Source organism: Trinickia sp. Z7 (assembly GCF_056498045.1).
Window position 1 is genome coordinate 22240 of the sequence record NZ_JAUEQW010000007.1, and the last position, 22897, is coordinate 45136.

Here is a 22897-nt window from a genome sequence, read left to right on the forward strand (position 1 = left end):
GATCGATTAGTCGATTCGGAGCGAAGATGAGCGAACCCTCCCTCGATGCCGTGCGCCGCGACCAAGCGGGTTGGATTTTCGTGCATATCGAAGGCGAGCCCTACGATCGGGGCGAGCAGCACGGCCAATTGCTAGCGGCCGAGATCAAGAACGCGATCCGCACCGCCAAGTATTTGGCTCGCTGGGACACGGGGGAAGATTTCGAGACCTTCACGAAAGCGGCGCTCGCGCAGTTTTCCCCGAAGCTCGACACCGAATTCGCGGACGAGATCCAGGGCATCGCCGACGGCGCGAAGCTGCCGTTCGAGGAAGTCCTGGCGTGGAACGGATACATGGACTTGCTGCAGAGCTGGTGGCCGGCGCAAGTGGCGGCGCGCGACCCGCACTTGGGAGCCAAGCCCTGGCGCGGACGGCGCGGGCACCACTGCAGCGCTTTCATCGCCACTGGAAGCGCCACGCGCGACGGCCGCATCGTCATGGCGCACAACTCGTGGGACCGTTATGCGGCCGGCGATGCGTTCAACGTCGTCTTCGACATCGTGCCCGACTCCGGGCACCGGATGCTCATGCAAGGGCTGCCCGGCTGCATTTCGAGCCTGACCGATTTTTGGGTCACCTCGGCAGGACTCATGATTACCGAAACGACGATTTCGAACTTCGCCGGCTACAACAGCGCCGGCGCCCCCGAGTTCTATCGATCGCGCCGCGCCACGCAATACGCCAACAGCATCGGCGATTGGTGCGAGATGTTCTCGTTGTCGAACAACGGCGGCTATGCCAACAGCTGGTTGCTCGGCGACACGAAGACTGGCGAGATCGCCCGTTACGAGCTCGGCTTGCGCTATTCCGGCTTCGAGATCACGAAGGACGGGTTTTACAGCGGCGACAACACCGCCACGGATTTGAAGATTCGCAATCAGGAATGCATCGGGGAAGGCGAAGACTACACCGATGTGCGCAAGAACGGAGCGCGCCGGTTGCGGTTCATGCAATTGGCCGAGTTGCACCATGGCAAGATCGACCTCGAACTCGCCAAGCAAATGCTAGCGGATCACCACGATGTCTATCTGAACCGGGACGACAACCCCTGCTCGCGCACCATCTGCGGCCACTTGGAACTCGACGATGCGCGCTTTGGCGCATCCGATCACGGCCCGTTCAACCCATGGGGCGCGAACGACGGCAAAGTGGTGGACAGCGAAATGGCGCGCGACCTGGCATTTTGGGCGCGTTGGGGGCACCCGTGCGGCAGGCCGTTCGACGCGCAAGCGTTCATGAAGCGCCACCCGCAGTGGAATTGGCTCAACGGTTACATGCGCGACCGGCCTTCCTGGCCGTGGACGCGCTTCGAGGTGCTGCGGTAACCCCCTATCTGGGCAGATAGGGGATTAGGCACGAGGCGTGCTGTACCGAATGTCGGTGCAAGACGATTTCGATCGGACGGACGGTCCGGCTGCATCGGCGGTGTGCACGCTCTTTCGAGGAAGGAGGTCGAGCGATGAAAGTCTCGACACTGGCAACTATGGCATTGCTCTCGGCTTCGTGCTTCGCGGCACCGATACATACCACGGCGCTCGACAGCGTCACCGCGCGCGCGGCATTGGCGGCTGTGCGGGCGAACGCCGCGCCCGTCGCGCCGCCCGCCCCCGACGTCAAACCGGACATGGCGAACAAGCGCGGGCATTGGACGCGCATCACGCTACCGAAGCAGCACGAACTCGCAAATCATTTCGCCGCCCACGAGCGGCAGGCCCGCACATGAGCGCTCGCGAAAAACCCTCGAACTCGGCGTCCGGCACGCCCGACGGCAACTCGACCCGCACCGCGGCGCAACGGGCGTCGAGCGCCGCATCCGTGCCCAACGAATCGATCGACCTGCAGATCGCCGATGTGCTGCACGCGGTGCCGTACCCGGCCAACAAGGACCATATCGTCGATGCAGCGCGGCAGGCCGGCGCGAGCAACGAGTTGTTGGCGATCCTCGACGGCTTGCCCGAGCAGGATTACGCCGACGTGGATGCGGTCGCGCGCCTGATCAGCAGCAACTACGGACCGGGCCTCGGGTCCTGACGGCAGGCCGAAAGGCGGCTCGGTTCGCGTGCGGCTCGCCGCGCTGCGGCTCAGGCCTGCTTCGGGCCGCCATCGTGCCCGAACATGACCTTCGAGAAGAAACCGGCCAGCACCGCTTCCGTGAGGTTGTCCGTCACATGCTGCGGGTCGCACATACGAAACGCGTGCACCCCCTCGCACAAGCCGATCAACCCGAGCGCGAGCACTTCGGCGGGCAACGACAACGGTGTGCCTACGCGCTCGGAAAACATGCGGATATAGCCGCTGAGAAACTCGCGCTTCTCATGAGAAAACGCGTTGAAGCGCGCACGAAACTTCGCGTCGCGCGTGGCGAGCAGTTTCGCTTCCGCCCACAACAAGAAACAATCGTCTTCGCGAAAAAACTGGCTGTAAAGCGTGAGCGCGCGCGCTTCCATCTCCTCGCGGGTGGCGGTGTCGTCAATGATCGAATGCAGATCCGACTGCATGCGCTCGTGGTCGCGCAGCAACAGCTCCATCAAGATCTCGCCCTTTCCGCGAAAGTTCGAATAGAAGGCGCCGCGCGTATAGCCGGCCGCGTTGGCGATGTCCTCGACGCTGGCCGCGACATAGCCTTTCTTCATGAAAATGGTTTGCGCAGCATCGAGCAGACGCAAGCGCGTCTGCTCCTTGCTTTCTTCGCGGGTCAAGCGTTTTCGTTTCATAAAGCGAAGTTTAGCACCACCGGCCCGATCAATTCATCTTTGCATTCAAATACACTGTTGTATTAGAATGCAACGCTGTAGTTGCCGTGCGGTGCCGCTTTCTGCACCGCATGGCAGTGGCGAACCGTGCGGCGGCGCCTCCTTCTTGCAAGCCGATGCAGCTTGTCCCGATTCGATGTAGCTCTTCTCTCTGGGGTCATCGTGACACGTCCCGGTGTTGACGCGCCTAGCACGGCGCGGGTGCAATTCGACGATTCTCCCTTCACCCGCTGGCACGTCGCGATGCGCCGCTGCGCAGCGACCCTTGCCATCGGCGGCGCACTCGCTTTGACCGGTTGCCATGAGCGCGCCGGCGTTGCGACGCCGCCGCGGCCCGTCGTTGCCGTCGCCGTCCATCCCGATGGCGCCCCTCCCGAAGCCACCCTTCCCGGCGACGTCCAAGCGCGCTACAACACGCCGCTTTCGTTCCGAGTCGCCGGCAAGATCATCGAGCGCGACGTGCGGCTGGGCGACACCGTCAAAGCGGGCCAGGTAGTCGCACGGCTCGATCCCGCCGATCTGCAAAAGAATCTGGCAAACGCGCAAGCGCAGTTGGACGCAGCCCAGCATCGATTCATCTATGCCAAGCAGCAACTCGAGCGAGACAGCGCCCAAGCGCACGAAAACCTGATCGCGCCGGCTCAATTGGAGCAGACGCAGGACGCCTACGCCTCGGCCGCGTCGCAACGCGACGCCGCCCTGGCGCAACTGTCGCTCGCGCGCAATCAGCTCGCCTACGCGGCGCTGATCGCCGATCATGCCGGCGTGATCACGGCCGAGCAGGCCGATACGGGGCAGAACGTCACGGCGGGCCAAGCCGTCTATGGCCTCGCATGGACGGGCGAGGTCGACGTCGTGTGCGACGCGCCCGAAAGCGCGCTGTCGTACCTGCGCGTCGGCAGCGCGGCGCAGGTCAGCCTGCCGGCCATCCCCGGTCAGCGGTTCACGGCGCGCGTGCGCGAAGTCGCCCCCGCCGCCGATCCGCAAAGCCGCACCTATCGCGTCAAGCTCACGCTGGCCGCGCCCGATGCGCGCGTGCGGCTCGGCATGACCGCGCAAATCGCCTTCGCTCAAGTGCAAGCGCGGCCCGGTGCGCATCCTTTCACACTGCCCGTCACCGCATTGTTCCACCAGGGCGCCGATCCAGCCGTCTGGGTCGTTCGCTCGGGCGCCGACACGCTCGAGTTGCGGCGTGTCGCCGTGGGGCGCTACGACGAGCGCACGTTCTCCGTGACGCAAGGTTTGAGCGACGGCGACCGCGTCGTTTATCAAGGGGTTCACACCGTGAGCGCGGGCGAGCATGTGCGCGTCGTCGCGCCGCTGCATCCCGAGGACTTCGCATCATGAGCGGGTCCGATCGCCGCGACTCGGCCGCCCCGCCTGCTCCGTCCGCGTCGACCGCTGCCGCCGGCGCGCCGGCCTTGCATGCGGATCCGCAAACGAGCGTTCATGACGAGGGCCGCTTCAACCTTTCGGCGTGGGCGCTCCGACATCAAGCGCTCGTCGTCTTTCTGATCACGCTCGCAACCATCGCGGGCATCCTTGCCTATACGCGCCTTGCGCAATCGGAAGATCCACCGTTCACGTTCCGGGTGATGGTGGTCCGTACGCTATGGCCGGGCGCGACCGCGCGTCAAGTTCAAGAACAGGTGACCGACCGAATCGCGCGCAAGCTCCAGGAAACGCCGTACATCGACTTCCAGCGCAGCTACTCGCGCCCCGGCGAATCGATGATTTTTTTCTCGATGAAGGACTCGGCTCCCGTCAAGGAAGTGCAGCCGACTTGGTATCAAGTCCGCAAGAAGATCGGCGACATTGCGGCGACATTGCCGCCAGGCGCCGTGGGGCCGTTCTTCAACGATGAATTCGGCGACGTCTACACCAACGTCTACACGCTCGAAGGCGACGGCTTTTCCGCGGCACAGCTTCACGACTACGCCGACGAGTTGCGCACCGTGCTCCTGCGCGTGCCCGGCGTCGCGAAGGTCGACTACTTCGGCGATCCAGACCAGCACATTTACGTCGAGATCGCCAACGCCGAGCTCACGCGCCTGAACATCTCGCCGCAGCAACTCGCGCAAGCGATCGCATCGCAAAACGCCGTCGCCTCGCCCGGCACCGTCACGACCGCCGACGACCGTGTATTCGTGCGTCCGGACGGCCAGTTCAAGGACGTGCGGGCGCTAGCGGACACATTGATCGCGATCGGCCATCGCAACGTGCGGCTCGGCGACATCGCCACGATCAAGCGCGGCTACGACGATCCGCCCGTGACGCAAATGCGCAATCATGGGCGTGCCGTGCTTGGCATCGGCGTGACGATGCAGCCGGGCGGCGACGTGATCCGCCTGGGCAAAGCGCTCGACGCCACGAGCGGGCAACTACGCGAGCATCTGCCCGCGGGCTTGAAGCTAGAGCAAGTCTCGAGCATGCCCAAAGCCGTGGCGCATTCGGTCGACGACTTCCTCGAAGCGGTCGGCGAAGCCGTTGCGATCGTGCTCATCGTCAGCCTCGTTTCACTGGGATTTCGCACGGGGATGGTGGTCGTGATTTCGATCCCGATCGTGCTGGCCGTTACCGCGCTCGTCATGTCGATGTTCGACATCGGCCTGCACAAGGTATCGCTGGGCACACTCGTGCTCGCCCTGGGCCTGCTCGTCGACGATGCGATCATCGCCGTCGAAATGATGGCCGTGAAGCTCGAGCAAGGCTGGAAGCGCACGCGCGCTGCGGCGTTCGCCTATACGAGCACGGCCTTTCCCATGCTGACCGGCACGCTGGTCACGGTATCGGGCTTCTTGCCCATCGCGCTCGCCAAATCGAGCACCGGCGAGTACACGCGCTCGATCTTCGAAGTGTCGGCTATCGCTCTCATCGCGTCGTGGTTCGCCGCGGTGGTGCTGATCCCCCTGCTCGGCTACCACCTGCTGCCCGAGCGCAAGCGCGCCCATGGCGAAGCGCACGACCACGAGCACGAAATCTACGACACGCGCTTTTATCGGCGGCTGGCCATCTGGATCGAGTGGTGCGTCAAGCGCCGCTTCGTGGTGCTCGGCATCACCGTCGTGCTCTTCGTCCTCTCGCTCGCAGCCTTCTCGCTCGTGCCACAGCAGTTCTTCCCGAGCTCGGATCGCCCCGAACTGCTGGTCGACGTGCGCCTGCCCGAAGGCGCATCGTTCGAGGCGACGCTCAGACAAGCCGAACGGCTCGAGAAGACCCTCGACGGCCGCCCCGAGATCGATCACTTCGTCGATTTCGTCGGCACGGGCGCACCGCGCTTCTACCTGCCGCTCGATCAGCAACTGCAACAACCGAACTTCGCGCAGTTCGTGGTCACGGCCAAATCGGTCGAAGCGCGCGAGCAGCTCGCACGTTGGCTCGAGACGCGGCTCGAAAACGACTTCTCGGGGGTGCGCACGCGCTTGTCGCGCCTGGAAAACGGCCCCCCCGTGGGCTACCCGGTCCAGTTCCGCGTGAGCGGCGACGACATTGCGAAGGTGCGCGCCATATCCGAAAAAGTGGCGTCGACGATGCGCGCCGACAGGCACACGCGCGGCGTGCAATTCGACTGGGACGAGCCGGCCGAGCGCTCGATGACGTTCGAACTCGACCAGAACAAAGCGCGCCAACTCGGCGTGACCTCGCAAGACGTGTCCAACTTCCTCGCGATGACCCTCTCGGGCTATACCGTCACGCAGCTTCGCGAGCGCGACAAATTGATCAGCGTGGACCTGCGAGCGCCCAAGCGCGAGCGCGTCGATCCCGCCCGCTTGCTGGGTTTGGCGATGCCCACGCCGAACGGCCCCGTGCCGCTCGCCTCGCTCGGACATATGCGCAACACGCTCGAATACGGCGTCATTTGGGAACGCGATCGCCAGCCGACGATCACGGTCCAGGCCGATGTGCGCGGCAACGCGCAGGGCATCGACGTGACGCACGACGTGGACCGGGCGCTCGCGCCGATCCGCGCCTCGCTGCCGCTCGGCTATCGAATCGACGTCGGTGGCTCCGTCGAAGAGAGCGCCAAGGGGCAAAACTCGATCAACGCGCAAATGCCGCTCATGGCGATCGCCGTCTTGGTGCTCTTGATGATCCAACTGCAAAGCTTCGCGCGCGTGCTGATGGTGGTGCTGACCGCGCCGCTCGGGCTGATCGGCGTCGTCGCGACGCTGCTCGTCTTCGGCAAGCCATTCGGCTTCGTGGCGATGCTCGGGGTGATCGCCATGTTAGGCATCATCATGCGCAATTCGGTGATTCTCGTCGATCAGATCGAGCAGGACATCGCGGCGGGGCACAAACGCTTCGATGCGATCGTCGGTGCTACCGTACGCCGGTTCCGGCCGATTACGCTCACCGCGGCCGCTGCGGTGCTCGCGCTCATTCCGCTTTTGCGCTCAAACTTCTTCGGGCCCATGGCCACCGCCCTCATGGGCGGCATCACGAGCGCCACCGTGCTGACGCTCTTTTATTTGCCCGCGCTCTACGCCATGTCGTTCAGAGTGCGGCTCGACGAGCGCGATCCGTCGCCGGACGCGCAAGCGCATACGGGAAATTGACCATGAGCATCTTGCGCATCGTTCATGAACGCCAAGCGCTCGGCTCTGCGCTTGCGCTCGCGGCCGTCCTCGCTTTGGCCGGTTGCTCCTTGGGACCGAACGGCGAGCCGCCCGCCATGCCCTCTCCTGCGCACTACGGACGAACCGCACTGCCCGCGCAAACGGCGGTTGCCGGGGGCGTCGCGCAGCAGTTCGATGCCGGCGCGCCAGCCGTGCCGCAGTGGTGGCGCTCGTACCGCTCGCCGCAATTGGATGCCCTTGTCGATGAAGGCTTGCAGAACAGCCCGACGCTGGCGGCAACCGAGCGAACCCTTGCAGGCGCGCACGAACAGTTGCGCGCGCAAATCGGCTCATCGCTGCTGCCGACCATCGATGCGGGTGCGCAGGCGACGCGCGAACGCGCGCTCGGTATTCCCGAAGCCGGCCCGCCGACCGTGCGCTACAACGTTTTCGTCGGTCAGATCCAAGCGCATTACACATTCGATTTGTTCGGCGCCGTGCGCTATGCCAATGCGGCGCTTCATGCGCGCGTAGACGTGCAAGCGTTCGAGCTCGATTCGGCTCGGCGTGCGCTGGCGGCCAACATCGTCACGACGGCGATCACTGCGGCGGCGCTCGGCGACCAGATCGAATCCACGCAGCGGCTGATTGCGCTCGCGCAACAAACGGCGCGCGAGGACGTGCGGCGCTATGACTTGGGCGCGGCGCCCCACGTACAAGCGTTGACCTCCGAGCAAAATGCAGCGGCGCTCGCGGCCGGCTTGCCCGCGCTGCAGCAACAGCGCCAAGCCGCGTTGCACGCGTTGGCGGTACTGATCGGCCGCACGCCGGACGCCGCGCCGAGCGTGCCCTCGCTCTCGACGATCGCATTGCCTGAGCGCGTGCCCGTTGCCGTGCCGTCACAGCTTTTGCATGCGCGCCCCGACATCGCCGCGGCCGAAGCTTCGCTCAAAGCCGCCGCGGCCGAAGTTGGCGTCGCGACGGCGCAGTTGTTCCCTAGCCTGTCGCTGACGGCGTCGATGGGGCAAGGCGGGTTCAGTTGGCCGACGGCGCTTTCGGGAGCCGGTGCGCTATGGAGCATCGGCGGCTCGCTGACCCAGCCGCTGTTTCATGGGGGCGCGCTGCTGGCGCAACGGCGCGCCGCGATCGACTTCTACGAAGCGGCGGCCGATCAATACAAGGCAACGGTGTTGTCGGCGTTCCAGAATGTCGCCGATACGTTGGCCGCGCTCGAACACGATGCGCAGACGGCAGCCGCGACCGAGCAGCAAACGAACGCGGCACGGCGCGCGTTCGACGAAACGGCGGCGCGGGGGCGCTTGGGCGCAGTGTCGCCGGCAGCCGTGCAAGCCAGCGAGCAGCAATACCGCAATGCCGAACTCAGCGCGATTCGCGCGACGGGGCAACGGTTGATCGATACGGCCGCATTGTTCCAGGCAATGGGTGAGTCGCCGGAGCGGCGCATTCCTGAATAGTAGGAAATGAACGCATGCCTCGGCGCATTCGATCGACCGTTCAAGCGACCGGCAAGCTAAGCTGACGGAGCGTCTTGCGCCGACGAGGTGCCGGTTTCATGCCCGAAAGCATCCGCGGTACGAAAAACCGACCCGAGCGGCTTTGATGGAGTACGGGACCTCTATGGCGGCATACGATCGGGGTCCCCGTTCCCACCGCGCCATCGGTGGCCTCAGTCGAGGAAGCGAATGCCAGGGTCACCCGTAACGCACCGAACACCCCTCGTGCCCCGACGCAAGCGGGCCGCATCGCAGTCTCTCTCGGTAGGCGGTCATCGAGCACAGGATGTTTACGACAGCCCCCCGGCCTCGGCGCCGCCGCTGCGGCGATTGCGGCGCGGTCAGTATGTTGGCAACGCACGCCCCGGCCGAACACCGCCTCGGCTCGCGGTTGTAGAGGAGCAACGAGCCACGCAGGGCGCCGCGGCCGCCAACGGCCAGCAGGCACCGGCCGCCGAGGCGGCTTGGACCGGGGCATCAGGGCAGGCATCCACGACGGCCACCACGACCACGCCTGCGCCGCCTCCCGCCATTCGGCACCAGGACGTGACGCCGAACTCTACCTACTGGCCCGTTTCAGCCGAGCACGAAAAGGCAATACGTAAGGCGAACGAGATTATCCGCGACGTGAAGACGTTCCTTCATCGGGGGAGCGCAAACCAAGCTTGGAATTTCGCCGCTTCACAACACCAGGGCGACGAGGCGACTAAAAGAGTGCAGTTTCTGTACAACCGTGCCAGTTTCTACCTGGACGACGAGCTGCGGCGCTATATCGAGCGATGGGAACCGGCGCAACGTGCCGCCTGGGTCGACGCGCGGCTCGCGGCTTATGCGAAACAGATCGAGGATAAAGAGGCGCCCGAGGCGGATGCCTTGAAACAGACATTCCAGCGTACGTTGACAGCCGCGCTCGGGCCGACGGCGGCTGAAGCGAGCGCGGCAGAGGTTTCGAACAAGGATGTCAAAAGGGCAATGGACGACCTGCGCAGCAAGGTGATGAACGAAAAACCGAGACTGCGCGCGCACGCAGCCCTGACGGTCGAAGCGGGAAACTGCGATCAAATGGCCGCACTCACGTTTATGTATGCACGCGAACGATACGAGCCCGACTATCTGGTGCAGTTGATCGGCGTTCCGGGTCATACGTTTTGCCGCGTCGGCAAACGGCATTGGCCAGACCCATACTTCGTGGTCATCGACCCTTGGCCTCGTAAGGCATATGCCATCCTTGCCGGGCACCATTTGGGATACGCCAACAAGATGGGCCTTTATCGCAGCAAACCGGCCCTAGGCGCTCCCATATCGAGTGAGAAACAAGCGCGCTACGCGAGATTCCGCGAGTGCATGTGGTCCGCGTTCTCCGATTACGAGACGAACACGTGGGCGCATTTGAATCAAAGCGACTGGTACTGGACGGGCGATCACTTCCATAACTGCTTGTATCCGACCCCTGCGGATCAGTCGACGATCGTGGACTACCCTGTCGATGAGGCCGCTACAGAGGAAGAGGAACGAGCGCTGGCTGTGTATGAAACGCTGCAAGGCGTGCTGGGAGAGTTGGACGGGCAGCAACGTCGGGAGGCAAAGCGACTGCAGTTGGAACGACTGCAGCAGGTCGGCCAACCGTCGGTAGTCGGACAACCGCCGCAGGCTGGACAACCGCCGCAGGCCGAAGACCAACTGGCATGGTTCCAAGGATTGGCCCAATTCTACGGCTTGGGTTCGCCACCGTACGGCTTTGACGAGCTTTGATTCGAACCAAAACCGCCGCGCCCGCGGCAAGCCGACAAAATGCCTTACACGCTACCCGCCAACCGCTTCTTCTCGGCCCTGAGCATGAAGTAATTGATCGCGATGACGCCAATGGTGACCACCCCGATAAATAATGTCGCCAGCGCATTCATCTCGGGATTGAGCCCCAGCCGTACGCGCGAGAAGACGACGAGGGGCAGCGTGGTCGAACCCGGCCCGGACAAAAACGCCGACAGCACGAGATCGTCGATCGACAGCGTAAACGATAGAAGCCACCCTGCCATCAGGGCTTGCGAGATCAACGGCAGCGTGATGGCGAAGAAGACCTTGAACGGCGTCGCACCGAGGTCCAACGCGGCCTCTTCGAGCGATGGATTCAATTCGCGCACGCGCGACTGCACGATGATCGCGACATACGACATGCACAGCATGACGTGACCGATCCAGATCGTCACGAGCCCTCGCCCTTCGGGCCATCCCAGCCACTTGCCCATTTCGATGAAAAGCAGCAGCAACGAAATGCCTTGGATGACTTCGGGAATGACGAGCGGCGCGTTGATCATGCCCGAGAACAGCGTGAAACCGCGAAACCGGCCCATCCGGGCGAGCACGAAGCCGGCCCACGTACCGATGAATACCGATGCGAACGCCGTCAACAGCGCGATGCGCAGCGAAAGCCAGAATGCGGCGATAAGTTCGTCGTCCTGCGCGAGCGCAGCGTACCAGCGCATCGAAAAATGCGTCCAGACCGTCACGAGTTGCGACTCGTTGAACGAATAGACGATCAGGCTCAGGATCGGAATATAGAGAAACGCAAACCCAATCCCAAGTGCGGTCAGTTGCAAAGAGCGATTCGGTTTGATCATCGCCGCGCTTCCAGTTGTTTGGCCTGAAAGTGCTGGAACATCGCCATCGGCACGAGCAATAGCAAAACCATTGCGCAGGTGACGGCAGACGCCATCGGCCAATCGGCATTGTTGAAGAATTCGTTCCACATGACGCGGCCGATCATCAACGTATTCGCACCGCCGAGGAGTTCGGGGATCACGTACTCGCCCACCGCGGGAATGAAGACGAGCAGGCAGCCGGCGATGATGCCGTTCTTCGATAGCGGCAAGGTGATCTGCACGAAGGCCTTCCACGGCTTGGCGCCGAGATCGTAGGCCGCTTCGAGCAGCGTCAAGTCCATCTTCACGAGGTGGGCGTAAAGCGGCATCACGAGAAACGGCAGGTAGGAATAGACCATGCCGATGTACACGGCCGCGTTCGTCCGATATAGCTCGATGGGCGTGTGAATCAACCCGATCGCCATGAGGAAGTTGTTGAGCAGCCCGTTGTTCTTGAGGATGCCGATCCATGCATAGACGCGAATCAAGAACGACGTCCAGAACGGCAGCATCACGGCCATCATCAGGAGGTTGCGCGACTGGGGGTTCGAGCGCGCGATGTAGTACGCCATCGGATAGCCGAGCAGCAGGCAGATCAGCGTCGTGACGGCCGCGACGACGACCGAGTTGACGTAAGTGGCGAAGTACAGGCTATCGGTGAAGAGGAACGCATAATGCGCCACGTTCAGCGAAACCTGGACGACGCCGTCTTTGAATGCGACGAGTTCGGTGTACGGCGGGATACCCAGTTGCAACTGCGCGAAGCTGATCTTGACGACGAGCAAGAACGGCACGAAGAAGAACATCAGCAACCAGAGGAACGGCCCCGCAACGACGGCCGTGCCGCCCGTCAACTTCAGCTTGCGAGCGGGCCATGTCGAGAGCGCGAGCAGAAGCGTCTTCATGCCGTCAACACCACACCGGCCGACGCGCTCCAACGCACATAGATCTCATCGCCCAACGTGGGAGAATCGATTTCCGTTAGCGCAAGGCTCGACACGTTGGCAATGACCGTCTTACCGGAATCGAGCTTCACATGATAGAGCGAGTACCCGCCCATATAGGCAATGTTCGAGACCGTGCCGCGCCCCCAGTTGTACGCGCCTTCGGGCGGCTTTCGCGTCAGCGCGATGCGCTCGGGGCGGACCGAAATCGTCACGGGCATGCCGAGCGGCCCGGTGATGCCGTGATTGACGTACAGTCGGCAAGGCAACTGCGTTGTCTCGACGAACACGTGATCGGGCTCGTCTTCGACGACATGCCCGTCGAACAAATTGGTGGAGCCGATGAACTCCGCCGAGAACCGCGAGTTCGGATATTCATAGACTTCATGCGGCGTGCCGAGCTGCACGATCTGGCCTTCGCTCATGACCGCGAGGCGGTCGGCCATCGTCATCGCCTCTTCCTGATCGTGCGTCACCATGATGCAAGTGACGCCCACCCGATCGAGAATGTTCACGAGCTCGATCTGCGTGCGCTGGCGGATCTGCTTATCGAGCGCCGACATCGGCTCGTCGAGCAGCAGCAGCTTCGGCCGCTTCACGAGCGAGCGAGCGAGCGCGACGCGTTGCTGCTGCCCGCCCGAGAGCTGGTGCGGCTTACGTTTGGCGAAACGCCCCATCTGCACGAGATCGAGCGCATCTTGCACTCGCGCCTTCAATTCGGCCTTCGCCACGCCTTCTTGCTTGAGCCCGAATGCGACGTTCGACTCGACGCTCATGTGCGGAAAGAGCGCGTACGACTGGAACATCATGTTGATCGGCCGGCGATACGGCGGCATGAGTGCCAAGTCTTCTCCGTCGATCAAGATCTTGCCCGAGGTCACCGATTCCAGCCCCGCGAGCATTCGCAGCAACGTGGATTTGCCGCAACCCGAGCTGCCGAGCAGCGCGAACAGTTCGCCCTTCGCTACCGAAAGATCGACATTCCTGACCGCGACGGTTTCCCCAAACTTCTTGACGACGTCGACGATCTGCACAAAATGGTCCGCCGATGCATCGTCGGCGAACGTTGCAGTGGCGGGTCGCGCGCCGGCGGGCGGCTGTGAGCTCGACTGATCGCTCATGATGTCCTGCTTGACTCCACTCGTTTGATGTACAAAGCCCCCGGCAACGTCTCCGGGGGCTTGATGACTGCATGCCGCGTGCGGCGATGAGGTTATCGGCCCGACTTGAACTCAGTCCAAAGCCGCGTCTGCAACCGTTGAATTTCCGGTGGCAGCGGCTTGAGCAAAAAGAGCGTCTTGACGACATCGGCCGGCGGGTAGACGGCCGGGTCGTTGGCGATCTTGGGATCGACGTACTTCTTCGCTTCCGCGTTCGCGCTCGGATAGAACACCGCGTTCGTGATCGCTGCGTGAACCTGGGGCGTCTCGATATAGTTGATCCACTCGAGAGCCGCTTCCTTGTGCGCGGCATCTTTCGGGATCGCCATCACGTCGAACCATATGGGTGCGCCGCCCTTCGGAACGTAGTACTCGATCTTGTAAGGCTTCTTCGCTTCCAGCGCGCGATGTTTGGCGATCACGACGTCGCCCGACCAGCCGTAAGCGAAGCAAATGTCGCCTCCGACCATATCGTTGATGTAGCCGGACGAGTTGAACTGCGTGATGTACGGGCGGATCTTTTTCAGCATCGCGAGCGCGGCCTGATAATCGGCCGGGTTCGTGCTCACAGGATCCTTGCCGATGTAGTGCAGCGCCGCGGCGAAGACCTGATCGGGCGCGTCGAGCACCGAGACGCCGCAGGCTTTGAGCTTCGAGATGTTCTCAGGCTTGAACAGGAGGTCCCAATTGTCGAGCGCAACGTTCTTGCCGAGGATTTGCTGTGCCTTCGTCACGTTGTAGCCGAGGCCCGTCGTGCCCCAGGCCCAAGGCACCACATACTTGTTGCCCGGGTCCGCGCCGGCGACGAGCGCCATCAATTGCGGGTCGAGGTATTTGAGATTCGGCAGCTTCGATTTGTCCAAGGGCGTGAAGATGCCCGCGGCGATTTGCTTGCCTGCATAGTTGCTCGTGGGGACGACGATGTCGTAGCCGGAATTGCCGGTCAGAAGCTTGGCTTGCAGCGTGTCGTCGCTATCGTAGTTGTCGTAGCGGACTTTGACGCCGGTCTGCTTCTCGAAGTTGGAGATGGTGTCCTTGGCGATGTAATCGGACCAGTTATAGACGTTCAGCTGCGTATCTTTCGCCGACGCCGCCCATGGCGCCGCGCACAAAAAGAGTGCAGCCAGCGCGCCCATTGCCTGTTTTTTCATCCCGTTCTCCGATGCGGACCGGTTCGCCGGCCTCAACCCCGCCATGCCGCGACGCCCTGCGCGCGACTCCCGTGAAAAACCCGAAAGCTACCATCAATCATTGGCGCGCGACATAAAAATGCGAGCGGATCGGACCGGCTGTCGCACAAACGGCACAGCCTCATCGAGAACACCGGACGCATGCTTGCCGCGGACTCTCGCGCAACGACAAATCGGGCGCAATTTTATCGGGTTATCGCCCCATGTCTACCGGAATAAAACCTGCCTCGGCCTTTCGGGTAGCCTGCAGCCGTGCATCCCCCCTACGCGCAGGGTGATTGTCGAAGCGCCGTCAGCCTCGGATACCATACGGGCAACGCCCGTTTTCGAGACCGCTTTCGATGGCTTCCAACCTCCACGCCCTACCCGATAGTCCCTGCATCGGGGTCTGCTCCACCTTGTTCGACGAAATCTGCAAAGGATGCGGGCGCACCGCCATGGAGGTCTCCAATTGGGTCTTCATGAGCGATGTCGAAAAGCGCGCGGTGTGGGAGCGTATCGAGCGCGAAGGCACGGCGATGCGCTTTCGCAACGACAAGGACTAAGAGCGGTTTGCACCAATGAAAAACGCCGGACTTGCCGGCGTTGGAGATACGAAGCGCAGCGCGCAGCGGTCAGAACTTCATGCCGATGCCCACGCCCACGACCAACGGGTCGATATGCAGCGTCCCGAGAGACGCGCCGCCAAGCGATGCACCCGTCTTCATCCAAATCTTTTTGATATCGGCGTTCACATAAAGCTTCTTCGTGATCTGCACGTCCACGCCCGCTTGCACTGCCGGTCCGAAGCTGTGATTGTCGATCGAAATCGATTGGCCGCCTGCGCTGAGGCCATTGTTGTAGAACAGCGTGTAGTTCAAACCGGCGCCGACGTACGGTCTGATGCGTCCCTGATGGTTGAAGTGGTATTGCAGCAAGAGCGTCGGAGGCAGGACGCCCACGCCACCCAGGTTGCCGAGGCTGGACGTCACCTGATGGCGCGACGTGGCGAGGATCAACTCCACACCGAGATAGTCGCGGATCATGTAGGTGAAGTCGAGCTCGGGCACGATCGCATTGTTCACCCCGACGTTCAGCGCGGAGAGCGTCTCGTTCGTGCGTGCAGCCGGCTCGATGCTGATCGCGCGCAGCCGCACGAGCCAATCTCCGGCGTGCAATGCGCCGCCGCCGGCGTCGGACGCCGCTGCGGCAGGCACGTTGGCCGGCGAAGACGCATCCGCTGCGAAAACGTTCGTCGCTGCGAACGGTGCGCCAAGCATGCAGACGAGCGCCGCACAGCGTTTGATGAGGGTGAGACCTTCGGTTTGCATATCAACTCCCTGTCGTCTAAACCCCTACATGATTTAGGGGTTATCGACGAGGGAATTTGACCCTAGTCAAGTTAGGGCTAACGCTAGCCTGCGACAGCGGGCCGCGCGGACATGCGGCCCTTCTTCACCCATGACGACGGACGTCGATGTCGTCCGGCAGCCCCAACATCGGCCGCTGCCGGCAACGAACAGGCTGGCCAGCGCCGCATGGCGGCACGGCGCAGCGCTAACGGGTCGCCTTAGTTCGCCGCTTAGTTCGCCGCTTTGTATTGCATCGACTTGTATTCGAGATATTCTTCGAGGCCGTAAGCGCCGTTTTCGCGACCGTAACCCGACTGTTTGAACCCGCCGAACGGCGCCTCCATGTTCCAGGCTCCCCCGTTGATGTCGACCTGCCCCGTGCGAATCCGCCGGGCAACACGCTCGGCGCGCTCGTCGCTGCCTGCCCATACAGCGCCGCCAAGGCCATACGGCGTATCGTTGGCAATGCGGATCGCTTCTTCCTCGTCCGTGTACGTGAGGATGGACAGGACCGGCCCGAAGATTTCCTCTTGCGCGATCGTTGCCTTCGGGTGCACGCGGCCAAACACGGTCGGCTTCACGAAATAGCCCTTGGACAATCCGTCCGGCATCTGGGCGCCACCCGTCACGAGTTCGGCGCCCTCAGCGATGCCCCGTTCGATGTAATCGCGCACGCGCTTCAATTGGGCGGCAGAGGCCAGCGGTCCCAAGCGCGTGTTTTCATCGCGCGGATCGCCGACCACATATGTCTCGGCGGCCGCCTTCGCCAGTTCGCGCGCTTGTTCGTAGCGCGCGGCGGGCACGATGAGCCGCGTATGCGCCGAGCAGGTTTGCCCTGAATTGAGATAGCACGCCGCGACGGTGCCCTTCACCGCGCTCTCGAGATCCGCATCGTCGAGCACGACCGACGCCGACTTGCCGCCCAATTCCAATGCCACGCGCTTGACGCTGGCCGCCGCCAGTTCGGCCACGCGCTTGCCCGCGCGCGTCGAACCCGTGAACGAAACCATATCGACGAACGGATGACTCGCGATGATTTCGCCGACGACAGGCCCGTAGCCGCTCACGAGATTGAACACGCCGTCCGGCAGCCCCGCCTCGTGTATCGCTTGCGCCAGCATGAACGCGTTCAGCGGCGCGATCTCCGAGGGTTTGAGCACCACGGTGCAACCGGCCGCGAGCGCCGCTGCGACCTTCAACGTGATCTGGTTGAGCGGATAATTCCACGGCGTGATCGCGGCCACTACGCCGACCGGCTCGCGCACCACGAGCGAATTGCAGACCCGTGCTTCGAATGGGAACTGCCGCGCGAGTTTGGCGTAAGCCTTCCAGTTATAGACGGGGCTGCCCACTTGAATCGCGCGCGACAGTTTGAGCGGCATCCCCACTTCGCCGCAGATCGTCGCGGCAAGCTCGTCGGTGCGCGCCTTCAAATTCGCGGCGATCTTTTCGAGGCATTCGGCGCGCTGCGATGCGCTCGTCGCAGCCCAGCCGTCGAATGCGAGCTTCGCCGCTTCGACGGCCGCTTCGGCGTCGGCGGCCAGTCCCTCGGGAATGCGGCCCATGATAACTTCCGTGCCGGAATCGACGACGTCTATCGTGCCCGTGCCCGAAGGCGCGAGCCATTTGCCGCCGATGTACAGGTGATCGTAGGTCTTCATGCGAGTTCTCACCGATTGGGTTTCGACTCGCCTATTCTACGCGGCAGGGTGAGGCGCGCGCGGCCTCGCGAGCCAATGCCGATCCCAAGATTCGCGCGTGAGCGGCAGGTCGGCCGAACGCGCGCTGGGTCGGATCGTCGCGATGTTGACGCTCGAGATTCGCGTATGCCAGATTGGACATCTCGCTCGATAAAGCGACCGCTAGGATCGGCAGAACCGGAGCAAGGCGACGATGCCATCGTACAGAGCGCAGTATGCCCAATTCAGAGAAGAGGTAGACGCCGCGATGGGGAGAACGCGCGGAAGATGGGCGCGCTTCAAAACGTTCTTTCTTCGAAACAGTTTCGGCCCCGAGCGCAAAGCTGCCATCGATCGAGCCGTGAAATGGAATGAGCTCAAAGCCCGCATCGAAGCCAATGCGGCAAAGCTATGCCGAACGCACAACATCATCGGCAGCACCGGGAGCCCCGGTCAACGGCCGAGCGTCTACTATCGCAGCAACAGCGGCACCTTCGGACATATCACGCAGTTCCATGCGCTTGCCGAGAACGTCGGTCGCGAAGTGCCGAGACGTCACGCTCAGTACACCTTAGCCAACACAGGTCCGAAAGGAGCACTGGAGGAACGGGTGCGAGCCGAAGTCATTCATCTGTCTCGTCACCCTTTCGTGTCGGTACGAAGCGACGAGGAGCGCGAAGCTTTGAGCCACGCCCACCGCCACTTCCCGAAAATCAAAGAGGAATCGTTGAAACGAGCACGTGAGCAGAAAGTCCTCTATCTGGCGCCTTAGCCAATCGCGTGTGCCCCGGGTACGAACAATCCAACGGCGCTGCGTTTTACTGCACGCCTTGGCTCGCGAGAAACTCCTCGTAATTGCCGCCGAAGTCGTACAGCGTACCGTCCGTGCGCACTTCGATGATGCGATTGGCCAGACCGCTCACGAATTCGCGGTCATGGGATACGAAAATAAGCGTGCCGTCGTACTTGTCGAGCGCAATCTGCAGCGACTCGATCGACTCCATGTCCATGTGGTTCGTCGGCTCGTCCATCAGCAGCACGTTATGGCGGCCCAGCATGAGCTTGCCCCAGATCATCCGCCCTTTCTCGCCGCCCGAAAGGACCTTGACGGACTTCTTGATGTCGTCGGCGTTGAACAGCAACCGCCCCAACGTGCCGCGCACCATTTGTTCGTCGTCGCCCTCTTTGCGGTAATCGTCGATCCACTCCGTCAACGTGACGTCGTTCGGGAACTCTTCATACGTGTCCTGCGGCATGTAACCGACGTTCGCATTTTCCGCCCATTTGACCGAACCGCCGTCGAGCGTCAAATTGCCGTAAAGCGCACGTAGCAAGGTGGTTTTGCCCGCTCCGTTTTCCCCGATGATCGCAATGCGCTCGCCCGGCTGCACGCTCAAATCGAAGTTCTCGAAAATCGTGCGCTCGTAGCGCTTCGTGATGCGCTCGGCCACCACCGCGATGTTGTACAACTTCTTTTCGTACTCGAAACGAATGAACGGGTTCTGGCGCGACGACGGCTTGAATTCCTCGATCTTGATCTTGTCGATCTGCTTCAAGCGGCTCGTGGCCTGACGGGCTTTCGATTTGTTCGCCGAAAAGCGGCGCACGAAATCCTGCAGATCGGAGATGCGCTCCTTGGCCTTCGCGTTGGCGGCGGCTTGACGCTCGCGCGCCTGCGTCGACGCGAGCATGTAGTCGTCGTAGTTGCCCGGGTAGATCTTGAGCGTGCCGTAATCCATGTCCGCCATATGCGTGCAGACCTGGTTCAGGAAGTGCCGGTCGTGGGAGATGATGATCATCGTCGAGTTGTACTCGTTGAGGATATCTTCCAGCCAGCGGATCGAGTTGATGTCGAGGTTGTTGGTCGGCTCGTCGAGCAACAGCACGTCGGGGTTCGAGAACAGCGCCTGAGCGAGCAGCACGCGCAGTTTCCAGCCCGGCGCGATGTTGCTCATCGGGCCGTTGTGATCTTCGATGGCGATGCCGATGCCGAGCAGCAACTCGCCCGCGCGCGCCTCGGCCGTATAGCCGCCGTACTCGGCGAACTTGGCCTCGAGCTCGGCCGCGTGCATGTAGTCGTCGTCGGTCGCATCGGGATTGGCGTAAATCGCATCGCGCTCGCTCATCGCGGCCCACATTTCCGTGTGGCCCATCATGACGACGTCGAGCACGCGCATGTCTTCGTAAGCGAATTGGTCTTGGCGCAACTTGCCCAGGCGAACGTTCGGCTCGAGCATGACCGTGCCGGAGCTCGGCTCCAGATCGCCGCCGAGAATCTTCATGAACGTCGACTTGCCGCAGCCGTTCGCGCCGATGAGACCGTAGCGGTTGCCTTCGCCGAACTTGACCGAGATATTCTCGAACAAGGGCTTCGGCCCGAATTGCATGGTGATATTGGCGGTAGACAGCACAGCGCGTCCCTTTGAATGGTGATCGGCGAAAAACCGCGTATTTTACCAAGCTTTCGCCGACTTCACCGGTTCGCGCCAGCGGAATGTCAGCCGAGCGCGGCTCGCGTCGCTGCGTGGATAAGCTCAATGCGGCTCAATGCGGCTCAATGGGCTCAATGCGCCGGCCCCGGCCGCACGCCCGGCGGCGGCGCGTGCGGCGGTTGACGCATTTGCGCGAGCAATGCGGCGCATGGCGTCGGCTCGGAGCGACTCGGCGCGATCAACGGAATCAACGCCGCGAACGGGTTGAGCAGCCCGAGCCCCACCGCCGCACCGGCCCGCAAAGCGATCGCGGTTTTGCTGACCCCGACGTCGGGATGCTTGAAGGTGCCCTTCACGTACAGCGGCGAGCGCAGGGTAAAGACGCGGAACCCTTTCGTATGAGGATGGATCGTCAGGTCCATGCTCTCGTCGCGTAAATTGATCTTGCCGTCCATGCCGATCACGGCGTCGGTCGTATCGAGCGCAAACGTGCGCGTATCGAGCACGCCGTCAGTCGCCGTAAAGTCGGCCGCCATGCAGTTGATGTCGATATCGCGCGTGCCGAACAGCTTTTCATACACGACGTTGGCGACGTTCAGTCCCGCCGCCTCCATGATCAAGAGGCTGACCTTGCCTTGCGTGACGAGCGCTTTCGCCTCGCCGTTCAGCGTCCCGGCAAGCGCGGCGGGCGAGTTGCCGGTGGCCGACAGTTGCGCATCGCCGTTCACTTCGCCCAGCGCCGATTGCATCGGCTTCTGTGTCGCGAACAGTTGCTTGAGCTTCAAATGCCGCGCCGATAACTGCATGCGCGCGCGCAGCGGCGCCTTCCCGCCGTCCAGATCGAAATCCGATGCCAGCGTACCGCCCGCAACCCCGAAGCGCAGCGGATGGAACGACAGCACGCCATCCTTCATCACGATGTGCGCATCGACGTCCGTGATCGGCAACGAGGGGCTCTTGACGATGCGCTCGCCCTTGAAAACGACGTCGGCATCGATCGCCTTCCAGCGGTCCGTGTGAAACGGCTCCACCGGAATTGCGCGATCCGCCGGCTGTTTGACGGCTTCGCCCCGCCGCACCTTATTCGCGTTGGAATCGGCGCCGATGATGGGACCCAAATCCGAGAACTGCAGCAGTTTCGACGAGACGTGTCCCGTCAACGAGGGGCGCGGCGCCCGCGATTCGTACGTCAGCGTGCCTTCGACGTCGCTGTGGCCCACGCGGCCCGTGAAACCGCTATAGGTGAAGACGTTGGCGCCGGTTTGCAGGCGCCCGGCGAGATGCCCGTCGGTGGCATACGGCGGGGTTTGCGGCAGCGTAACGCCCGTAATGGAATAAAGATGCGAGAGACTTTGACCCTGCAGCCACAACCTCAGATCGAGCGCCGATAGATGCACCGGATCGGTCAACGTGCCGACGAGCGCGAGACGCGTGTCGCCTATTTTCACATCCGCTTGGAGCGGAAACGGCCGCTGCGGGTCTCGCAGTGCAAGCACGTTGCCCAGTTTGCCCGAACCGGAGATGTCCGTCTTGCGATAGCTCCCCTTGGCCTGCCAGGCGAGCGTGTAGATGAGCGGTGCGGCGCTAGGGGCAGTCGGGCCCGGAGCGGCCGCTGCCGGTGAAACGTCCTGCGCCCGTGCGGCGCTCGAAACCGGCGGCATGCTCGACGTGGCCGCAGCGCTCGATGCATTCGGCGCAATCGTCGGACGGGCCGAAGTGGCTGAACTCGCCGAACCGGCCAGGCTCGACGCGGCGATCTGCGCCGACGCTGGCTGAGCAGCCGCCGCGCTCTGCGTCTGCGCGGCGAGCCGGCGCGCGCCGCTTTGGCCGATGATCTCGCCGGCCGCCCCGTGCGACGCACTCTCCTGCTGTTTCAACACATCGCCGATCGCCAGCGGTTTGCCGAGCGTGTCGACGTCGACATGCACGTCCACTTGCTTGATCTGATCGGACAGTGCAATGTGCGCTTGCGCGAACCCGAGATCGGCCAGACGCAACGTCCAGCGCGACGGCCCCTTCGACTTGGGCAAATCGAACGTCCAGTTCTCGCGTCCGTCCTCGAGTCGTTCGAGATCGATCGAGGGGTTGACGAGGTCGATCGACGGGACCGATATAACGTGCCCCAGCAACGGCAGCACCTCGACATCGAAGCTGATCTTATCGAGCTTGGCGAATGTCGGCGAGGCCGCCCACGAAGGGTTGCCGACCGTCACGTCATAGGCCGAGAATCTCGGCCAGGGCACCCATGCGCGCCAACCGTGTTCGCTTACGGGGCGCTGCCAGTTCAGGCGCAAGTCGCCGTGGATGGCGAAGGGCCGCCCGATTGCCTGCGAGACTTTGTCGTCCACCCAGGGCCGCGCTCGATTCCAGTCGAACGTGACGACGAACACGGCGATCGCCGCGCACAGCACGAGCACTGCGACGACGATCCAGGCGAGGATTTTGCCGGTGGTGCGAGCGACGGTAGACGGGTGCGCCATGCGGTTCTTCTGGATGATTGTTCGTGTTGCGGCAGCGTGACAGGCGGCCTCCTGCGGCGTGCCGTGCCCTCCTAGCTCAATGAAGCAGCAATACTCGTGCCGCCCGCTGTGCTAGGCTCGCCGCTCAGCGCCGTTGCGCCGGCTGCGCGCGCCGCGAGCGAGAGCGTTTCTCCCTCACTC

The 22897-nt window shown here is 62.9% G+C and carries 18 protein-coding genes; 9 read left to right on the plus strand and 9 right to left on the minus strand.

Going from position 1 to position 22897, the window contains the following annotated elements:
- The first annotated feature begins 26 nt into the window (after positions 1 to 26).
- From QQS38_RS14085 to QQS38_RS14095, 3 genes are all read left to right on the plus strand, one after another.
- The gene (locus tag QQS38_RS14085; RefSeq protein ID WP_479645998.1) at positions 27 to 1364 is read left to right on the plus strand and encodes a C45 family autoproteolytic acyltransferase/hydolase; all 1338 of its coding nucleotides are present in this window, start codon (positions 27 to 29) and stop codon (positions 1362 to 1364) included.
- A 134-nt stretch (positions 1365 to 1498) separates the two neighbouring features.
- The gene (locus QQS38_RS14090; protein ID WP_479645999.1) at positions 1499 to 1762 is read left to right on the plus strand and encodes a hypothetical protein; all 264 of its coding nucleotides are present in this window, start codon (positions 1499 to 1501) and stop codon (positions 1760 to 1762) included.
- A 92-nt stretch (positions 1763 to 1854) separates the two neighbouring features.
- Positions 1855 to 2070, plus strand: coding sequence for a DUF2795 domain-containing protein (locus QQS38_RS14095; protein ID WP_479646195.1), 216 nt, complete (start codon positions 1855 to 1857; stop codon positions 2068 to 2070).
- Positions 2071 to 2120: 50 nt separating this feature from the next.
- On the opposite strand, the gene QQS38_RS14100 is transcribed toward QQS38_RS14095, so the two are convergent.
- Positions 2121 to 2753 carry a TetR/AcrR family transcriptional regulator gene (locus QQS38_RS14100; RefSeq protein WP_479646000.1) on the minus strand — a complete coding sequence of 211 codons (633 nt, stop codon included), beginning with the start codon at positions 2751 to 2753 and terminating at the stop codon, positions 2121 to 2123.
- A gap of 282 nt (positions 2754 to 3035) precedes the next feature.
- Between QQS38_RS14100 and QQS38_RS14105 the strand changes: the two genes are divergently transcribed.
- The 4 genes from QQS38_RS14105 (at position 3036) to QQS38_RS14120 (ending at position 10614) form a co-directional block, all read left to right on the plus strand.
- Complete coding sequence (locus QQS38_RS14105) at positions 3036 to 4139, plus strand: efflux RND transporter periplasmic adaptor subunit (protein WP_479646196.1); 1104 nt, start codon at positions 3036 to 3038, stop codon at positions 4137 to 4139.
- Positions 4136 to 7348: an efflux RND transporter permease subunit gene (locus QQS38_RS14110; RefSeq protein WP_479646001.1), complete on the plus strand. Its 3213-nt coding sequence runs from the start codon at positions 4136 to 4138 to the stop codon at positions 7346 to 7348. The genes QQS38_RS14105 and QQS38_RS14110 overlap by 4 nt, the downstream gene beginning before the upstream one ends.
- A 2-nt stretch (positions 7349 to 7350) precedes the next feature.
- Entirely contained in the window at positions 7351 to 8823 is a 1473-nt protein-coding gene (locus QQS38_RS14115) for an efflux transporter outer membrane subunit (protein WP_479646002.1), read from the plus strand.
- A 666-nt stretch (positions 8824 to 9489) separates the two neighbouring features.
- Positions 9490 to 10614, plus strand: coding sequence for a hypothetical protein (locus QQS38_RS14120; RefSeq protein WP_479646003.1), 1125 nt, complete (start codon positions 9490 to 9492; stop codon positions 10612 to 10614).
- A 44-nt stretch (positions 10615 to 10658) separates the two neighbouring features.
- On the opposite strand, the gene QQS38_RS14125 is transcribed toward QQS38_RS14120, so the two are convergent.
- The 4 genes from QQS38_RS14125 to QQS38_RS14140 form a co-directional block, all read right to left on the minus strand.
- Positions 10659 to 11477 carry an ABC transporter permease subunit gene (locus tag QQS38_RS14125; RefSeq protein WP_479646197.1) on the minus strand — a complete coding sequence of 273 codons (819 nt, stop codon included), beginning with the start codon at positions 11475 to 11477 and terminating at the stop codon, positions 10659 to 10661.
- Positions 11477 to 12406, minus strand: a complete 930-nt coding sequence (locus QQS38_RS14130; protein WP_479646004.1) for an ABC transporter permease subunit — start codon at positions 12404 to 12406, stop codon at positions 11477 to 11479. Before QQS38_RS14130 ends, QQS38_RS14125 begins: the two co-directional genes overlap by 1 nt.
- Entirely contained in the window at positions 12403 to 13566 is a 1164-nt protein-coding gene (locus tag QQS38_RS14135; RefSeq protein ID WP_479646005.1) for an ABC transporter ATP-binding protein, read from the minus strand. Before QQS38_RS14135 ends, QQS38_RS14130 begins: the two co-directional genes overlap by 4 nt.
- Before the next feature lie 92 nt (positions 13567 to 13658).
- Positions 13659 to 14756, minus strand: coding sequence for a polyamine ABC transporter substrate-binding protein (locus QQS38_RS14140; RefSeq protein ID WP_479646006.1), 1098 nt, complete (start codon positions 14754 to 14756; stop codon positions 13659 to 13661).
- A 380-nt stretch (positions 14757 to 15136) separates the two neighbouring features.
- On the opposite strand from QQS38_RS14140, the gene QQS38_RS14145 reads away from it, so the two are divergent.
- Positions 15137 to 15340: a DUF1289 domain-containing protein gene (locus QQS38_RS14145; RefSeq protein ID WP_277427040.1), complete on the plus strand. Its 204-nt coding sequence runs from the start codon at positions 15137 to 15139 to the stop codon at positions 15338 to 15340.
- A 69-nt stretch (positions 15341 to 15409) separates the two neighbouring features.
- On the opposite strand, the gene QQS38_RS14150 is transcribed toward QQS38_RS14145, so the two are convergent.
- Together QQS38_RS14150 and QQS38_RS14155 are read right to left on the minus strand one after the other, a co-directional pair.
- Positions 15410 to 16054, minus strand: coding sequence for an OmpW/AlkL family protein (locus QQS38_RS14150; RefSeq protein ID WP_479646198.1), 645 nt, complete (start codon positions 16052 to 16054; stop codon positions 15410 to 15412).
- Positions 16055 to 16356: 302 nt separating this feature from the next.
- Positions 16357 to 17787, minus strand: coding sequence for an aldehyde dehydrogenase family protein (locus tag QQS38_RS14155; RefSeq protein ID WP_479646007.1), 1431 nt, complete (start codon positions 17785 to 17787; stop codon positions 16357 to 16359).
- A gap of 379 nt (positions 17788 to 18166) precedes the next feature.
- Between QQS38_RS14155 and QQS38_RS14160 the strand changes: the two genes are divergently transcribed.
- The gene (locus tag QQS38_RS14160; RefSeq protein WP_479646008.1) at positions 18167 to 18577 is read left to right on the plus strand and encodes a hypothetical protein; all 411 of its coding nucleotides are present in this window, start codon (positions 18167 to 18169) and stop codon (positions 18575 to 18577) included.
- 46 nt (positions 18578 to 18623) lie between these two features.
- Here the strand turns inward: QQS38_RS14160 and QQS38_RS14165 are convergent, their stop codons facing one another.
- Both QQS38_RS14165 and QQS38_RS14170 read right to left on the minus strand, forming a co-directional pair.
- A complete protein-coding gene (locus QQS38_RS14165) occupies positions 18624 to 20216 on the minus strand; it encodes an ABC-F family ATPase (RefSeq protein ID WP_479646009.1) in 1593 nt (530 codons plus the stop codon).
- A 152-nt stretch (positions 20217 to 20368) separates the two neighbouring features.
- Positions 20369 to 22717 (minus strand): AsmA family protein, encoded by a 2349-nt coding sequence (locus QQS38_RS14170; protein ID WP_479646010.1) that lies wholly within the window; start codon positions 22715 to 22717, stop codon positions 20369 to 20371.
- Between the last annotated feature and the right edge of the window lie 180 nt (positions 22718 to 22897).

Coding starts and splice junctions, on each gene's coding strand:
- QQS38_RS14085 (WP_479645998.1), top strand. CDS start 27: ATGAGCGAACCCTCCCTCGATGCCGTGCGCCGCGACCAAGCGGGTTGG.
- QQS38_RS14090 (WP_479645999.1), top strand. CDS start 1,499: ATGAAAGTCTCGACACTGGCAACTATGGCATTGCTCTCGGCTTCGTGC.
- QQS38_RS14100 (WP_479646000.1), bottom strand. CDS start 2,753: ATGAAACGAAAACGCTTGACCCGCGAAGAAAGCAAGGAGCAGACGCGC.
- QQS38_RS14105 (WP_479646196.1), top strand. CDS start 3,036: ATGCGCCGCTGCGCAGCGACCCTTGCCATCGGCGGCGCACTCGCTTTG.
- QQS38_RS14110 (WP_479646001.1), top strand. CDS start 4,136: ATGAGCGGGTCCGATCGCCGCGACTCGGCCGCCCCGCCTGCTCCGTCC.
- QQS38_RS14115 (WP_479646002.1), top strand. CDS start 7,351: ATGAGCATCTTGCGCATCGTTCATGAACGCCAAGCGCTCGGCTCTGCG.
- QQS38_RS14130 (WP_479646004.1), bottom strand. CDS start 12,406: ATGAAGACGCTTCTGCTCGCGCTCTCGACATGGCCCGCTCGCAAGCTG.
- QQS38_RS14135 (WP_479646005.1), bottom strand. CDS start 13,566: ATGAGCGATCAGTCGAGCTCACAGCCGCCCGCCGGCGCGCGACCCGCC.
- QQS38_RS14140 (WP_479646006.1), bottom strand. CDS start 14,756: ATGAAAAAACAGGCAATGGGCGCGCTGGCTGCACTCTTTTTGTGCGCG.
- QQS38_RS14145 (WP_277427040.1), top strand. CDS start 15,137: ATGGCTTCCAACCTCCACGCCCTACCCGATAGTCCCTGCATCGGGGTC.
- QQS38_RS14150 (WP_479646198.1), bottom strand. CDS start 16,054: ATGCTTGGCGCACCGTTCGCAGCGACGAACGTTTTCGCAGCGGATGCG.
- QQS38_RS14155 (WP_479646007.1), bottom strand. CDS start 17,787: ATGAAGACCTACGATCACCTGTACATCGGCGGCAAATGGCTCGCGCCT.
- QQS38_RS14170 (WP_479646010.1), bottom strand. CDS start 22,717: ATGGCGCACCCGTCTACCGTCGCTCGCACCACCGGCAAAATCCTCGCC.